The following is a 15,913-nucleotide window of genomic DNA, read 5'->3' as shown; positions in this document are numbered from 1 at the left end:
AGTCAAAACGAGCATTGACCATGGCCTCTACAATAAGGGAATTGTGCGCCGTCAAACGCGGCACTTGACAGAACATATTTTATGAACAAAAGTTCTATTTGCTATACCACTGTTCGGAGGAGCATCCCCTTCTGTCCGTAATCGCATCGTGATTGCCGGCGGCCGGGTTGTCGAAAATGCGGTTATAGCGCTGGACCCGAGGAGGAATTCAATGCCTGTTAAAGGAAGCTTTTCACGACGCTCATTTCTGAAAGCCAGCTCTGCTGCCGGCATCACAGTCATGGGAGCCACGATGGGTGGCAGATCGCTGTTTGCGCAATCAGGCCTGCCTGATCCGCAAACGATTCTCGATCAGATTTCGATCTCTCAATATGTAAAACCCGACTATCAAGCCCTGTATGGAATGTCTGATTCCAAGCCACTTTGGGACAAGAACACTGACTGGATCCGGACAGCGGACTGGGAGGAAATCCGCAGACAGCTGGCAGGGACAACAGTGCGTTTTGCGATCGGCGCAGCCGACCGCGATTCAGCCGCTGCAGGGCTGGCGCCGTTTGAGGCACTGTCCGGAATCAAGGTTGAGCTGGTTCCGATTCCCGATGACAGTTTTTATGACAAGGCGATTGCCGAATTCATCTCCGGAAACGCCTCTTTTGACGCGTTGCAGTTCTTCTCGCCATGGCTTGGCGACTTTGCCGCACCGGGTTTCCTGGCCCCACTTGATGACTATGCCGACAAATGGGGGCTGCCACTTGGCGATTTCTACGACACGTACCGCCTGAACTACGGTTTCTTCAACGGCACCATGTATGGCATTCCGTTCGACTGCGATTTCCAGATGGTTCATCTGCGCAAGTCGATGGTGGAAGAGGTTCTGGGCGGGCCCATCGACAGATGGTCATCGGTCCCGACCTACGACGAACTGATCCGGATTTCATCGGAACTGAACGGCAAGGTCCCCGGTGTGGCCGGCGTTGGCCTCATGGGTGCACGTGGCATGTGGTCAACCTACACATGGGAACATGTAGCGGCTCAGGCGGGCATGACGCTTTTCGATGAGAACTGGGAGCCGATCTTCAACGGCGACGCAGGCAATAAGGGGATGGACATCATCCTGGCCCTGTCGAAAAACGCGATTGAAGGCTACGCAGGCGCGGGCTGGGGTGAAAACCGGGCAGCGTGGCTCGGTGGTCAGGTCGCAACCAATCTCAGCTGGCAGGATTCCGGCACGCAAGCCATGCGGCCGGACCAGTCCCAGATCGTCGGCGATTTTGTGACCATATATGAGCCGCGGATCTCCGGCGGTCGGTTTGCGCCGCCGAATATAGCCGGCTCGACATCCTGTGTCGCAGCATCCAGCCAGAACCCCGAAGGGGCGTTTTTGATGCTGGCCTTCCTGACGACATCGTCGATCATGGCCATGAATGAAGCCAATGCGAACGGCGTCGGCCCCGGTTATCGTTCGGTGCTGACCAATCCGAACCTTCAGGCCGTGTCGCAGCCTGCAGAAGTCATGGCAAACTCCCTTGAATATGCATGGTGCGCACCGCGCCTGCCCGGCATGTTCGAGATGGAACAGGTGATCGGCAACGAGGTCAACCGGGCCCTGGTCAGCCAGATATCAGGCAAGGAAGCCCTTGATAACGCTGCAGCCGCCGTTCGGAAAATCATGAAACAGAACGGCTTCTACAGTGCGAAGCCACCGGTCGACTATGCGTCTGTTGCCCCTGGCCTATGGGTCGGCAAAGACAAGGCCCTCCCTTTCTAAGGAAGACAAATGACCGACACGTCTATGTTGGAAACCGGGGGGGCTGTGGCCTCCCCGGGCGCATCCGGCCGATATATCAAGCGTCGCAACAAGCGGCTTCGGGTCATGTTCCCATATTTGCTCGTCGCACCGGCGGTCGCCTTCCTGTTGATGATCACCCTTTATCCCGGGGTCTACGCGATCATTCAATCTCTGTTCTATGTGAAATTCGCCAACTGGCAGTTTGTCGGCACAGAAAACTACCGCGATCTTTTCGGTGATCGCGAATTCTGGGCGGCCCTTTGGAATACGTTTGTGATCGGCGGGATTGCGTTAGCGCTGGAATGCACATTTGCATTGCTGATCTCGTTTTATGCCTATCGCGACCCGTGGATCAAAGGATGGAGGATTATTTTCCTCGTCCCGATGCTTTTCATGCCCTCGGCTGTCGCCTTCATCTGGAAGCTCGCCTTTATGGACGGCAGGGTTATTTCGGACTTGCTGATCCGGCTCGGGCTCATTGACGGCAATATCGCCTGGACATCGTCTATCTGGCTTTCGCGGCTCACGCTGATCGTTGCAGATGTCTGGCAATGGACGCCGTTCCTGTTCATCATCTTTGTTGCCGCACTTCAGGGTCAGGATGAAGAGGTAGAGGAAGCCGCACGTCTGGATGGCGCCAGCTGGGCACAGATTTTCTGGAATATCAGCCTGCCGATGATGCGTCCGGTGATTGCCGTGGCGGTCGTCCTGCGGGGCATCGATATCATGACCATGTTCACCAACGTTTATATCATGACGCAGGGCACTCCGGGCGGCGCCACCGAAACGGTCAGCTATTTCATTTATCGCATCGGCTTCAAGAGTTTCAACTTCGGGTACGCCTCGGCGGCGTCCGTTGTGATGCTGATCATGACACTTATCATCGCGCAACTGGTCGTCAAACGCGCGTTCAGATCCGGGAAGGAATAGCCCATGGCCTCCCAACGTCGCAAGAACAACGAAAGCCACATTATCCGCTACATTATTCTTGGCGCATGGGCTCTGTTCTGTCTGGTTCCTGTTCTGTGGTTCCTGTCCATCGGTCTGCGCCCCAGGACGGAGATCATCACGCAACAGCCGATCTACTGGCCGCATTTCAGTCTGGATGCGTGGCACATGGTCTGGGCCGACTGGCCAATGGGGTATTATCTGCGCAACTCGGTAGTCGCAATCATCGGCTCCGTCGTGATCGATCTCGTGCTGGCGATACCGGCCGCCTATTCGTTGGCGCGCTACACCTATCGCGGCCGTGAAGATATCGGCTTCTACATTCTGTCCACGCGGATGATGGCGCCGGCCATTGTCGCAATACCGATTTTCTTCCTGTTCAAGAACATGGACCTTCTCGACACCGTCTGGGCCCTGATGATCATCTATGCCGCGATCAACCTGTCGCTCATTACCTGGATCATCCGCTCCTACATGCTTGATATTCCGAAGGAACTGGAAGATGCAGCGCGCACTGACGGCGCCTCCGATCTGAGGATCCTGTGGGAAATCATCATTCCCATCATCCTGCCCGGCATCATCACAGCGGGTGTGATCGGCGCCATTTTTGCCATCAACGAATTCCTCTTCACGTTGCTCATCGCCTCCACCAAGAGCGCCTACACAATGTCCGTGGCGTTGGCGAACTTCACCGGTGGTTCCGATGGCGTGATCTACAACGCAATAGCACTTGTTGCCTTCATCGCCTTCGTGCCGGTCTTTCTGGTGGTCGTCGCCATCCAGAAACACTTGTCACGTGGCCTGACGATGGGCGCGGTCAAAGGATAAAAGACATGGCACAGATCGAACTTGTCGGCATTCAGAAGAAATGGGGTGCTTTCTGGGGTGTCCGCGATGTGAATATCGACATATCGGATGAAGAGTTCATCGTTTTCCTCGGCCCTTCGGGCTGCGGAAAAACCACCACGATGCGCATGATCGCCGGGCTGGAAGACCCTTCCGAAGGCGAAATCCGCGTTGGCGGCGAGCGGATGAATGACATTGACGCCCGTGACCGCGATGCGGCCATGGTGTTTCAGGGATATGCGCTTTATCCCAATATGAGCATCTACGAAAACATTCGCTTTCCGCTGCGCATGCGCAAAGTGCCGAAGGCAGAGCACGACACGCTCGTCCGCCGCGCCGCGGAACTGGTTGAGATGGGAGACTATCTCGACCGCAAGCCTGCGGCCTTGTCCGGCGGTCAGCGACAAAGGGCTGCCCTGGCGCGGGCGATCGTGCGGCGCCCGCAAGTGTTTTTGATGGACGAACCGCTTTCCAACCTGGATGCAAAGTTGCGCCAGGCAATGCGTGTCCAGATCAAACACATCCAGCGCCAGCTGAAAATCACCACGGTTTACGTCACCCACGATCAGATCGAGGCCATGACGCTCGCAGACCGGATCGTGATCATGCAGTCGGGCATGATCCAGCAAACGGGAACTCCCGACGAAATCTACAATGATCCGGCCAACACCTTTGTCGCCGGCTTTATCGGCTCTCCGCCGATGAACCTGATCGAGGGTACGATTTCATCCGGCACCTTCGTTGCCGATGGCATTCGGGTGGACGGCTTGCCTCAGCAGCATGCCGGTGCCGTGACGCTCGGCATCAGGCCGGAAGACTGCACGGTCGGCGGGGCTGCTGCGCAACTGAACGGTACCGTCTATGGTGTCGAGCCGACAGGAGATCTCACTTACCTTACCATCAAGGCAGGTGAAAAGCTTATCGAGGTGAAGGCTGACCGGGATTATCGTGCAGCACTTGATGCCAGCAAGACCGTGACCTTTGATCCGAAAAGGATATACCTGTTTGAAACCCAGTCCGGCCAAAGGCTGCGGTAGGAGGACATGATGAAATTCGACTACACCTCAATGGGTTTTTACACATTTGATGCGCTGTGCCGCCCCGTTGTCGAGCTGCCTGCAAATGGCGGCACCAGTTTCGTAGACGAGTTTACGCTTGCCGTATCCGGGGCAGCTGGCAGTGCTTCGATTGTTGCAGCAAAACACGGGCTAAAAGTGCAGGCCGTTGGCGGTGTCGGGCACGACGACATGGGCGACTGGGTGCTCACAAAGCTGGCGCAATATGGCATTGACACCACCAACATGCAGCGATGTGCGGGCTTTTCAACCTCATCCTCAATCGTCCCGACCCAGCCGGACGGCACTCGCCCGGCGCTTCACAAGCGCGGGGCTACAGCCGGTTTTTACGTATCCGATGATATGGTCGATCAGGTTCTGGATACGAAAATCCTGCATATTGGCGGCGTTGGTCTGATGGATCGCATGGACCAGGGGCGCAACGCGGAGATCATGACCGAAGCGCAAAAACGCGGTTGCACCACTACCCTCGATGTGTTTGCGTCAACACGCAATGACTTTGCGGCAATCCAGCCATTGCTGGCGCAGACCGACTATTTCATGCCGTCCGAAGAAGAAGCCATGGCGCTTTCCGGCCTCTCTGATCTCGAAGACATTGCCAGCTTCTTGCTGGATCAGGGCACGGGCGCCGTCATTTTGACGCTGGGGGCCAAGGGCGCAATGTATCGCGACAACAAGGGAGAGCGCCTCGACATTCCGGCATATCAGATCGACGTGGTCTGTACCTGCGGATGCGGCGATTGCTTTAACGCCGGCTTTGCAACCGGTCTGCACCAGGGAATGTCCATTGAAGATTGCATGCGCATCGGGCAGGCAAGTTCAGCACAAAATGCGATGGGCCTGGGATCACAGGCCGTGGTGAAAGACCTGGGAGCGACACTGCAATTTATGAAAAACACGCCGACGCAACCGCCGAGTCCCGCACAGGGGCTATTGCATGAGGTATAAGGCGGCATAAGACGCCGGTCTCATCTCCTCAGCCATCATCGACTGGCATCGTGAAAATATCAGGCATGGCCCAGTTCGGTTCATGGCCCATAAGCCGCTGCAAGAAGCCAGCGGCAAAACGGCTGTCTTCTCTGCTGTTTTCGCGAAACGACCACCAGCTTCGTATATTGTCGATCGGCGGGCGTTGCGGCAAAGGCGCGCTGAACTCCTGTTTGACCACGGCATCGTGGACGGCGAGGCAGAACAATGTGCAGATATATCCTTCAGGCCAGAATGCCGCCGCAGCGTTTTCATCGACCAGTTGCGGCTTGGTTTTGGCCTTAAGCGGCATATTTTCGATCAACTCACGCAACATCAAACTTGCAGCGAAATCGAAATAGGCACTGCGGGCCTTCGCCGAACTTGGCTTTTGTGCGTTTACCGCCCGCAGCCAGGCAATAAAAATCGCTGCGAGCTTTTTCTCGTCAACTTCATATTCAACCCCGATCCTTTTTTCCATCTCCTGTGTGTAAGACATGAATGCAGTGCGGAACCAATGCAATCGCCGCACCGCGCGCCGCAAGGGTTCGTTGGTGCTGGGCCAGATCCTGTATGAATTTGACAGTTCAGACATGCGGGGCCAACTCTTCGAACAGTGCACTCAAAGCAGTTTGATCCTTCTGCTTCAGCGCCGCGACGATTTCATCTCCGACGGCCACCGCCATGTCGGCGGCAGCCAAACGGGTCTGATCATCTTCTTCCAGCGAACGATTACTCAACAACCAGAATAATAATGCGGCAATCGCCAGATCTGTCTCTCTGCTTCGCAGCGACTTCAGTCCAACTGGACCCTCTCTGATGACGCCGGCGTCGACAAGAGAAAAAGCAATCACAGCGGCGGCTTCATGTTCAGCCAGATCAAGCAGGTTTGAAGGAAGCCGCCTATGTGCCTGCCGTGCTGCCAGTTCGCTGACGATGGCGTGTCGAATGCCAAGTTGTTGCAAGAACAGCCCCAGATTGTCATAGACAACGCGGGCAAACTGCTTTTCTTCAAAACCGAGTTCGTACAAGGCCAGCATCGATCGCGAGGACGGCGTATGTTCGCACAGCAGGAAGCGCATGGTATCAGAGCCGAAGGCTTCAAGCCGTGCTGCTGTATTCTCCACGTCGCATAACAGGTGTCTTCCGGGAAGAGCGGGCGTATGACCGGCCGAAGCCGTGGAAAGATGGTTCAAAACTCTTCGTCCACCGGTGTGAACGGTATACCGCAACCCACGTAATGCTTCGCGCAGGACCAGCCTGTCAGGTCTGAAATGTTCCAGCATCAATGTTCCTCCATTCCAAACTTTTAAACGTGCCCCGTTCTCCACCATGCACGTATCCTATTCGCCTTACCGTTGGGCGAGCTGTCCGGCAAGCGCGTTGTCGATGACGATTGTCTTCGCTATTCCCGCCGCCATCACGGCTTTCAGCGGCTCGGCTTTATGGGCGCCCGATGCGACAACAATATTATCCGCCGCTTTCAACGTTTCGAAAGAGACACCGATTCTACGGTCATTCAAAGGCGTCTCGGCAAAAGAGCCATCGGCCTTCAGAAAAAAACCGGCGAGTTCACATGCAACATCCGCTTTTTCCAGTATCACGCCGTCTTCCTGGGTGAGTCCCGCCCGCATAGAGAACGAGCTGTCGCCCTTCGCTGGGCCGCAACTTAGTATATTGATATCAGTTTGTGCCGTCGCCTGTAAAAGCTCAGCGATAACCGGATCCCGCTCAAGTGCCTGCCGCGAGGCCGGTGATCCCATATAAATGGGCGTCGGCAGTGTCCGCGCCTTGCCGCCAACAACGTCCGATAAAAGAAGAGCCAGCGAATATGAGGAAATCCCCTCATCGCGATGGGTGGTCCCGATCAGCGACAACGCCGTCAAATCCGATTTAGTCAGATTCACGATTGAATCAATCACCCGCGCAACGGTTCGTCCTGCTCCAACACCGATCGTCATCGGCCTGTTGCTGAGACAACGCCGCATCAGGACATTGGCAGCTGCCATGCCCACCGATTGACGGTTGATGGCCTCGATTGCTGCCGATGGCGCGGGGTCTTCAGGCAAAGGCGGTGTTAGAATGCAATTTTCAACGCCATAGCGTGATGCTATCCAGTCTGCCAGCGCGAGCGTTTCCACGGTCTCATGCTCAACCGAAATTTTAACGATGCCACTTTCCCGGGCATGCGACAGCAGCCGCGTCACCTTGGTGCGCGACAAATGCAAAGCCTTGGCGACCTGCTCCTGTCCCTGCCCATGGACATAATACAGCCAGGCTGCCTTAACCAATAGATCCTGATCGCTGCCGCGCAGTGGTGCCATGTCCTGCCCTTGTGATTCGCGTTCAACGCAGTGCGATTTCAACTATTGCAAAGTCAAAATCGGCTTTCCAGCAAAAAATGGACAAATGTTCAAAGGATGCACGATTGACAAGCCCTGAAAAAACGAAATAATGTTCATCGTCCGCACAAATGATCAGGTTGGGTGCATCATGACTTGCAAAGCGGATGAAAGGGAGGAGCCTTTCAGCAAGTCGCATCCAGGGAGGACAAAATGGACGGTTTCCTGGTGGGGCTGAAGCAGGTTATCGACGCCTTGGGTGCGACGGTATTGCTGCCCATTATCATTATCATTATCGCGCTCGTTCTGGGAGCAAAGACCGGCAAGGCAATCCGCGCCGGCGTTACCATCGGCGTCGCCTTCATCGGTATCAACCTCGTCATCGGATTGATGTTTACCAATCTGAGCGATGTCGCCCAGGCTATTGCGATCAATACCGGTGTTACCCGTGATGTCGTTGATGTTGGTTGGCCGTCTTCGGCGGCGATCGCGTTTGGATCTTCGGTGGGGCTCTGGATCATTCCGGTTGCCATCATCGTCAACATCGTGCTGCTGTTGACGGGTATGACTCGAACCCTGAACGTTGATGTCTGGAATTTCTGGCATATGGCCTTTGTCGGCTCGCTGGTCGTTGCCGCAACGGGGTCGCTGCCGATGGGCATTGCCACCTCGGCTGTTATGGCGGCCGTAGCGCTGTTCTTTGCCGACTGGAGCGCCAAACGGATTCAGAAATTCTATGGCCTTCCGGGCGTCTCCGTACCGCACATTCTCTCGGTTCAAATTCTTCCGATCGCCATGGGCATCAACTGGGTGATCGAGCGGATCCCCGGCCTGCGCGACATCGATCTGTCCACCGACACGATCCAGAAGCGGTTTGGTGTTCTCGGAGAACCGATGATCCTGGGACTGGCAATCGGCATCATTCTGGGTCTTATCGGCTTCTGGGACCCGTCAAACCTGCCGGAAATGACCACAAAGGTTCTCAAGACCGGCATCAACCTTGCCGCTGTCATGGTTCTTCTTCCGCGCATGGTGAAAATCCTGATGGAGGGCCTGATCCCGATCTCGGAAGCCGCACGAACCTTCGTTCAAAAACGCGCTGGAGCCCGTGAAATCCATATCGGGCTCGATTCGGCGATCCTGATTGGCCATCCCGCTGCGATTTCGGCGTCGCTGCTTTTGGTTCCGATTGCCATTCTTCTTGAAATCATCCTGCCGGGCAATCGGGTGATCCTGTTTGCAGACCTTGCTGTCATTCCGTTCTTCATCGCATTGGCCGCTCCCGTCGTGAACGGCAATGTGCTGCGGATGGTGATTATCGGGACAATCACACTGACGCTTGGCTTCTATTGCGCCACGTCGCTCGCCGCATTGTTTACCCAGGCGGCTGTTTCCTCAGGGTTCGATATCCCTTCAAACGCAACACAGATCACGGCCATTGGCGACGGGTTTGTCTGGATCACCTGGGTTTCCGTTTTCTTGACAAAAGTGCTCGGATATCTTGGCGTTGTCATTCTCGCGATCCTGACAGCGATTGGTATTGTCATCCTCAAGCGATCGCAGGTGGATGAAGCGGCAACGGATGAAACGCCCAAAACGGTATCAATGTGAATGGGAATAACGTGTAATGAGTATCGATATTTCAGATTACCTTGTTCCCGATGGCGTCGTGCTTGGTTGCGATGCGGTTGATGCAAACGAAGTGATCGGCCTTCTGGCCGATCACCTGCAAAAGGCGGCTATCGTCAAATCAACCTATGGCGCGGCTGTGATCAGCAGGGAGGCCATAATGCCGACCGGACTGCCGCTGGGCGATGGCTTTGCCGTTGCCGTTCCGCATACGGACCCCGAGCATGTCATATCCTCAGGCGTCGCAATGGCGACGCTTTCCAGGCCCGTCATGTTCGGGTCTATGGATGATCCGGACAAGAAAATTCCTGTATCGGTGGTCTTCGAATTGGCACTACGCAGCAAAGATGAGCAAATCGAGATGCTGACCGCGATTGGCCAATTATTGCAGGATGAAGGAAGACTGAGACGGCTTTCCAACGCCACCAGCAAAGAAGAAGTCACATCCATCCTTAATTCAACACATTGACGATGAGGAGCAGTCATGTCGGATAAGAAAATCGTTCTGGTCGCCTGCGGCACTGCTGTCGCCACCTCAACGGTGGTTGCCAACAGCATTGAAGAGGAAATGTCAGCACGCGGCATCGAGGTCGAGACCCGCCAGTGCAAGGTGACAGAAGTTCCCAGCCTTGTAGACGGTGTCGATCTCGTCGTGTCCACAACGCCACTGCCATCCAACCTGCCAAAACCGGCAATCGTGACTCTGGCCTTCCTGACCGGGATTGGGCGGGATCAGGAAATCGAGAAAATCGCCGATATTTTGACTGGCAAGGCAGCCGGAGTACATTAATCCATGGGCAAGAGTGAAACCGCCGCTCAGGCATGGCTTGAGCGCAAGGCGTCCGTTCGTGTCAGTGGCGGACTTCATGCCCGTCCAATTTCTGAAATCATTCGAATCGCCAAAAGATACGATGCAGAGGTTGAACTGGCGACCGGGGTTCAACAGGCCAGTGCACGCTCGTCGCTGAAATTGTTGCTGCTGGGCGTCAAGGAAGGCGACACCATCACCGTCAGGGGCCGTGGCGATGACGCCGATCTGGCCGTTGATGCTGTGTCGGCATTTCTGGAGCGTGGAGACACTGAAACGCATAGCCCGTCAGCGGCGCCCGCCGCCTCGCAAGCACCTGCCCCAACACCCGAGGCTGCATCACGCAAAGCCAATACTGCACCCTCTCCCATGGACAGAGCGCCCCTGACGGGTGTTCCGGTTTGTGCCGGGGTCGCATTGGGCTCACCTTTCGTGTTTCAGCAACCGAAGATCGCTCCCGAGCCGGCGCAGATCGAGCCGGACAGCATCGCCCGTGAACAAGAGCGCGCGCGGGCTGCCCTGAATGCCGTTTCGCAGCGTTTGCGAGAGGCCGCGCAAATGAAAGCCAACCCATCTTCCGTCATGGTGATGGAGGCGCTCGCCGACCTGTCGGCGGATGAGGACTGGGCCGAGGCCATCCAGAGAATGATTGCCGAAGGCGATAGCGCCCTGGCCGCCGTTGAAGCCACGGCTGAGAGTACGGCACAGCAGATCGAGACACTCGCAAGTGATTATGCGCGGGCGCGCGCAGAAGACATGCGGGCGGCGGGCCATCTCGTTGCAATGGCATTGCAAGGCAAGAAACCGCTCTCGGTCGGCGATGTTCCCGCTGGCTCTGTGCTTGTGGCCGAAGAACTGACGGCCGCGCATATGGGTGGAGAAGATCTTTCCCATCTTGCTGCAATTGTGGCCGAGCGTGGTGCCTCCAACGGACATGCGGCGATCCTTGCGCGCAGTTTCGGAATACCAACCGTTTTCGGACTGCCCGGGGTCGTCAACGCGGTCAAAGAGGCACGAGTGATCGCTGTTGACGGTGCAACCGGCGATGTCATTGTCGATCCGGATGATGAAACAAGCGCGCATCTGCGGATCGCGATTGCAGCCGCCGCGGAAGATCGGGAGGAACTCGAACGTTTCACAACCGTGAAGCCCGTGACGCGCGATGGTGTCTCAATCATCGTTGCGGCGAATATCGGCAGCGTGAACGACCTCGATTTTGCAACTGAGGCAGGCGCCATGGGGGTCGGCCTGATGCGGACCGAATTTCTGTTCATGGATCGGGCCGAGCTTCCGGACGAAGACGAGCAGTATCAGGTTTATCGCACGGTTCTGGAGCGCTTCCCCGATGACGAGGTCATCATCCGCACACTCGACATTGGCGGCGACAAGCCCTGCCGCGCGATCGATCTGCCGAAAGAAGATAATCCGTTTCTCGGGTTGCGCGGCATTCGGCTGTGTCTGGCAAAACCGGAGATATTCCGGCCCCAGTTGCGCGCCCTGCTCCGCGCCGCCTGCCATGGCCGCCTGAAGGTCATGCTGCCGATGATCGCAACCGGCGACGAAATTTCAGAAACCAAAGCGCTGATCGAGTCCTGCGAACACGAACTTGAACGCGAAGGCAAAACCTACGGGCCGTTTGAACTTGGCATCATGGTCGAGACACCTGCTGCCGTCTTTTCTGCCGATGCGCTTGCAAAAAAAGCGGCCTTTTTCTCTCTGGGAACGAACGATCTCACGCAGTATGTCATGGCAGCAGATCGCACCAACCCGGCGGTGGCTTCATTGTCTCGGACCCAGAACCCGGCGGTTATCGAGGCCGTTCGTCTTGTTTGCGCCGCCGCTGCGCGCGCTGATATCCCGGTCGGCGTCTGCGGCGAGGCCGCCGCTGACCCGGTCCTCTCTGCGGTATTTTTGCAGGCAGGCGTTCGCGAGCTCAGCGTGTCGGCCGCAGCCATTCGTCGCGTAAAACGCCAGGTTTGCGCGCTCGAACTCAAAGAAACGACGGAACAGGGCGTTTAGTCCGATGCGCCAAACAGCTTGTTTCCATGGCGCGTTCATTGGCCGACAGATGCCAAGACGGTCTTGCTGGCCATGATCCGTCTCACGTCTCAATCCCGCGATATATCGCCACAAGGCGCCACCGATCATTTGCCTCAAAGGTATTGCAACAAAAAAGGCGTGTTGCACCTGCCTTTGCCGCGTCAATGATGGAGCGTCCATGCCGTGAGCAAGCGCACGTAGGCGGTCTTTTAGTCGTGTATCTCAACGGACTTGCTTCACTCTTGGTGCGTTATGTGAAAAATGGTCTTCATGAAAACACAACGTGATATTGCAAAAGCGGCCGGTGTGTCGCTCAAGACCGCGTCCCGGGTGCTGAACGACGACCCCCTTGTGAGGCCTGAAACGCGCGCGCGTTGAGCAGGTGTTCCGGAAAATGGGCTATCAGCCGAATTGCTCTGCGCCCTGAAAACTGGATCGTCTGATGTTGGAGTATTCCGCGGTATTTTCCTGGCTGGGAGAAGGAGTGGAAGAGATGAAGGCATCGAAGTTTTCTGACGCCCAGAAGGCGTTTATTCTGAAGCAGGGGGATGACGGTGTGCCTGTGGCGGAGATTTGCCGCAAGGCCGGGATCAGCCAGGCGACCTACTTCAACTGGAAGAAGAAATACGCAGGTCTGCTGCCCGACGAGATGCGCCGGCTGAAGGCTTTGGAAGATGAGAATGCGAAACTGAAGCGGATCGTGGCGGACCTGACGCTGGACCGCGAGATGCTTCAGGATGTCATCCGCCGAAAGCTTTAAGGCCTGCCCGAACGCGCAAGCTTGTGGATGGGATGCTGGTGGACTGGGGGTGTCGATCAGGCGAGCCTGCAAGGTTCTGACGTTCGACACCTCGACCTACCATTACAAGTCCCGCCGCATCGGTCAGGCCGCTCTTGAAAGACGGATCAAGGAGATATGCGAGACACGCGTCCAGTTTGGCTATCGGCGTGTTCACGTGCTCCTTCGACGAGAAGGCTGGACGGTGAATATCAAGAAGACCCGCAGGATTTACAAGGCGTTACCGACAACCCCTCTTCGCGATAGAGCCGATAAAGCTTCTTGTGGTTCATGATCATACCCTTGCGCTCAAGCAGGACGCCGATCCGGCGATAGCCAAAAATGCGAAACGACTTAAGCCGGCATGGTCGGTCGAAGACGCCGAAACGGCAATCGAGGTTTAAAGCGACGCGATGCAGAAAACGACAGAGCCGACCGGGCGCGGTCAAGCGCACGCCACGGCGACGTCCATGCGCCGCTCTTGCACTCAGCCGGGCGAGCTGTCGGGAGAGCGAGTGAGTTCAATGTCGCGAAGAGGAACGGGCTTCGAGTAAAGGAAGCCCTGAAGGCTGTCACAGCCAATCCTGATCAGACCGGCGTCCTGAAATGACGTTTCAACGCCTTCCGCGGTCGTCTTGAGGCCACTCGCGTGGGCCAGCTCAACAATGGCCCGGATTATAGCCTCATCGCCGGCTTTCTCGCCGAACCCCCGTACGAAGCTTCTGTCGATCTTGATGCGATCGACATTCAGGGTTCGCAGACGGCCAAGCGACGAGAAGCCAGTCCCGAAATCATCAATCGCGATCTGCACGCCTATTGCACGCAGGGCGTCGAGATTCGCGACGACGGCAGGGGCCTCGTCGGTCGCGGCTGTTTCAGTCACCTCCAGTTCGAGAGCCTGCGGCGACAGTCCGGTGGACAACAGTATATTTTTGACTTTTGCGGCGTAGCCTTCGTCACGGAGTTCGATGCCGGACACATTGACGGCAACGGACTTCCCGGACCACTCAGCTGCGGCGGTGCAGGCCTCCCGCAAGACAAACGCGCCGACAGCCTCGATCAGCCCGGTTTCTTCCGCTATGGGAATGAACAATTCGGGAGAGATCGAGCCGAATTTGGGATGTTCCCAGCGCAGAAGCGCCTCGTACCCTTTGACCCTATGGTCGCGAGCGTCAATAATGGGTTGATAGTGAACCTGAAATTCATTGCCGGCCTTCAGGGCCGCACGCATATCCCCTTCCATCTCCTGGCGCCTGCTGAGCAACTGGTCCATACTCTCGGAAAAGAAGGTATACCGGCTGCGGCCGGAGTTCTTCGAAAAGTACAGGGCAACATCGGCCCTCCGAAGCAGGCTGACACGGTCATTGCCATCGCGCGGCGCCAGCGCCACTCCAACGCTCACGCCGACAAACACTTCCTGGCCGCCGAGCACAAAGGGACGGCGGGCAGAATCGACTATGCGCTGGCAGATACCATCGACTTCCCCCACGCTGACCTTTCCCCTGAGCATCACGGTAAATTCGTCCCCGCCGACGCGCGCAACGACATCGCCCTGACGCACGATAGCCTTCAAACGTTGACCGAATTCGCGAATCAAAGCGTCACCTGAAGGGTGACCGAGCGTATCGTTCACTTGCTTGAACCGATCCAGATCGAGGAACAGAAGGGCGCTCGCCCCTCCCTTGGTCAACTCGACATCGACGTACTCGTTGAAATAGTTCCTGTTGGGAAGTTCGGTCAACGGATCGTGAAGCGCCATGTACCGGATCTGCTCCTCGCTCGCCTGCAGCTCTTTTGACCGGTTGTGATAAAGGAACAGAGAGAACGCGATTGCGCAAAGTGCCAATACAATCAAGGCGGACAAAACCGGGATAAGCTTTGACAGCATCGTTTCACCCGGGTGATGGGGATGCCACACCATGTATCCCAAAACGGATCCATCAGCCGCATAGAACGGCAGGCTGGAATAATGCGGCGCATCGCTCGCCGTCCATGAAAAATGCAGGTCTTCAAACAGATAGTCGGTCTTCAGCTCTTCGATCAGGCTTCCGTCAAGGAAGCGCACAGCCAGGTGAACGCTTTCCTCACCGGGTATCTGTTGAATGTCACCGGTATCGGAAACGATTGGCTTGACGCTGACGACAGCGGGACGCCCCTGGATGACGGCTAAATCAGACACGCCGGGCGTGAGCACGGTATCGCTAACCTGGCTGTCGTCGCCCACCCGAAGCTTGTCGCGAAGAGCAAGAACCAAAGGCAGAGCTTCGTCTTCGACTACGCCAAACGCATCCGGAGCCCTCGGTCCGCCATCCGCAAACGCGTAAACAGCTTGATTCGAGGGATCGAGAACATAGGCCTGATCGAGTCCGAAGTACTCATGCATCCAGGCTCCAAGGTTATTATCCATCCATTCGCTGTCACGCGCGCGCACCTGTTCGACGGCATCGTCCCATACAGTCACACTTTCCTGGTTGTGGGCGACCTTGGAACGCAGTTGCGAAACAACGAGTTGAGCCAGACTAGCCTGTCGATTGTACGAAACGCGATCAGCCTCCTGACCCGCCCAGATCAGGAGCCCCAAGACGCCAAGGCCGATGCAGCCGGTCAACACCAATATTGGCAGGGCGCGCTTGAGAAGGAAGCCCGAGTATTTGAGAGAAACTGTCTTGCTGCGCATTTTCGAAACCTGCC

General features: G+C 56.4%; 14 protein-coding genes and 2 pseudogenes. 11 read left to right on the top strand and 5 right to left on the bottom strand.

Annotation, left to right across the window (positions count from 1 at the left end; all coding sequences use genetic code 11):
- The first annotated feature begins 211 nt into the window (after positions 1-211).
- Genes AZF01_RS07485 through AZF01_RS07465 form a run of 5 tightly spaced genes read left to right on the top strand, consistent with a single transcriptional unit; the run spans position 212 to position 5,607 of the window.
- Complete coding sequence (locus AZF01_RS07485) at positions 212-1,768, top strand: ABC transporter substrate-binding protein (protein WP_024707186.1); 1,557 nt, start codon at positions 212-214, stop codon at positions 1,766-1,768.
- A 9-nt stretch (positions 1,769-1,777) separates the two neighbouring features.
- Positions 1,778-2,719 carry a carbohydrate ABC transporter permease gene (locus tag AZF01_RS07480; protein WP_024707185.1) on the top strand — a complete coding sequence of 314 codons (942 nt, stop codon included), beginning with the start codon at positions 1,778-1,780 and terminating at the stop codon, positions 2,717-2,719.
- 3 nt (positions 2,720-2,722) lie between these two features.
- On the top strand, positions 2,723-3,565 hold the full coding sequence (locus tag AZF01_RS07475) for a carbohydrate ABC transporter permease (protein ID WP_024707184.1): 843 nt from the start codon (positions 2,723-2,725) through the stop codon (positions 3,563-3,565).
- Positions 3,566-3,570: 5 nt separating this feature from the next.
- Positions 3,571-4,620 (top strand): ABC transporter ATP-binding protein, encoded by a 1,050-nt coding sequence (locus AZF01_RS07470; RefSeq protein ID WP_024707183.1) that lies wholly within the window; start codon positions 3,571-3,573, stop codon positions 4,618-4,620.
- 9 nt (positions 4,621-4,629) lie between these two features.
- Positions 4,630-5,607 carry a carbohydrate kinase family protein gene (locus AZF01_RS07465; protein WP_024707182.1) on the top strand — a complete coding sequence of 326 codons (978 nt, stop codon included), beginning with the start codon at positions 4,630-4,632 and terminating at the stop codon, positions 5,605-5,607.
- A 28-nt stretch (positions 5,608-5,635) separates the two neighbouring features.
- Here AZF01_RS07465 and AZF01_RS07460 read toward each other — a convergent pair whose 3' ends face one another.
- The 3 genes from AZF01_RS07460 to AZF01_RS07450 are packed head-to-tail and all read right to left on the bottom strand — an operon-like array spanning position 5,636 to position 7,949.
- On the bottom strand, positions 5,636-6,220 hold the full coding sequence (locus AZF01_RS07460; RefSeq protein WP_024707181.1) for a hypothetical protein: 585 nt from the start codon (positions 6,218-6,220) through the stop codon (positions 5,636-5,638).
- A complete protein-coding gene (locus AZF01_RS23890) occupies positions 6,213-6,959 on the bottom strand; it encodes a hypothetical protein (protein WP_152534469.1) in 747 nt (248 codons plus the stop codon). The genes AZF01_RS07460 and AZF01_RS23890 overlap by 8 nt, the downstream gene beginning before the upstream one ends.
- Positions 6,960-6,977: 18 nt before the next feature.
- The gene (locus AZF01_RS07450; RefSeq protein ID WP_024707179.1) at positions 6,978-7,949 is read right to left on the bottom strand and encodes a sugar-binding transcriptional regulator; all 972 of its coding nucleotides are present in this window, start codon (positions 7,947-7,949) and stop codon (positions 6,978-6,980) included.
- A gap of 231 nt (positions 7,950-8,180) precedes the next feature.
- Here AZF01_RS07450 and AZF01_RS07445 point away from each other — a divergent pair, with 231 nt between their 5' ends.
- The 6 genes and pseudogenes from AZF01_RS07445 to AZF01_RS23445 all read left to right on the top strand — a co-directional run.
- A complete protein-coding gene (locus tag AZF01_RS07445) occupies positions 8,181-9,578 on the top strand; it encodes a PTS galactitol transporter subunit IIC (RefSeq protein ID WP_024707178.1) in 1,398 nt (465 codons plus the stop codon).
- 16 nt (positions 9,579-9,594) lie between these two features.
- Complete coding sequence (locus tag AZF01_RS07440) at positions 9,595-10,065, top strand: PTS sugar transporter subunit IIA (protein WP_024707177.1); 471 nt, start codon at positions 9,595-9,597, stop codon at positions 10,063-10,065.
- A 15-nt stretch (positions 10,066-10,080) separates the two neighbouring features.
- Positions 10,081-10,386 carry a PTS sugar transporter subunit IIB gene (locus AZF01_RS23455; protein WP_036236378.1) on the top strand — a complete coding sequence of 102 codons (306 nt, stop codon included), beginning with the start codon at positions 10,081-10,083 and terminating at the stop codon, positions 10,384-10,386.
- A 3-nt stretch (positions 10,387-10,389) separates the two neighbouring features.
- Positions 10,390-12,423: a phosphoenolpyruvate--protein phosphotransferase gene (gene ptsP, locus AZF01_RS07430; protein WP_036236375.1), complete on the top strand. Its 2,034-nt coding sequence runs from the start codon at positions 10,390-10,392 to the stop codon at positions 12,421-12,423.
- A gap of 282 nt (positions 12,424-12,705) precedes the next feature.
- Complete coding sequence (locus tag AZF01_RS24635) at positions 12,706-12,822, top strand: LacI family DNA-binding transcriptional regulator (RefSeq protein ID WP_081725709.1); 117 nt, start codon at positions 12,706-12,708, stop codon at positions 12,820-12,822.
- 115 nt (positions 12,823-12,937) lie between these two features.
- Positions 12,938-13,466 (top strand): annotated as a pseudogene (locus AZF01_RS23445) (transposase); the annotation flags it as partial.
- On the opposite strand, the pseudogene AZF01_RS23440 reads toward AZF01_RS23445, so the two are convergent.
- Positions 13,465-13,569: pseudogene (locus tag AZF01_RS23440) on the bottom strand (IS3 family transposase); the annotation flags it as partial. The pseudogenes AZF01_RS23445 and AZF01_RS23440 sit on opposite strands and share 2 nt — an antisense overlap.
- 140 nt (positions 13,570-13,709) lie before the next feature.
- The gene (locus AZF01_RS07420) at positions 13,710-15,899 is read right to left on the bottom strand and encodes a bifunctional diguanylate cyclase/phosphodiesterase (protein WP_024707173.1); all 2,190 of its coding nucleotides are present in this window, start codon (positions 15,897-15,899) and stop codon (positions 13,710-13,712) included.
- Positions 15,900-15,913 lie beyond the last annotated feature (14 nt).

It is taken from the genome of Martelella sp. AD-3, from assembly GCF_001578105.1.
Classification (GTDB): Bacteria; Pseudomonadota; Alphaproteobacteria; order Rhizobiales; family Rhizobiaceae; genus Martelella.
Note: the sequence above shows the minus strand (reverse complement) of the source record. Positions and strands in the feature narration are given on the sequence as shown.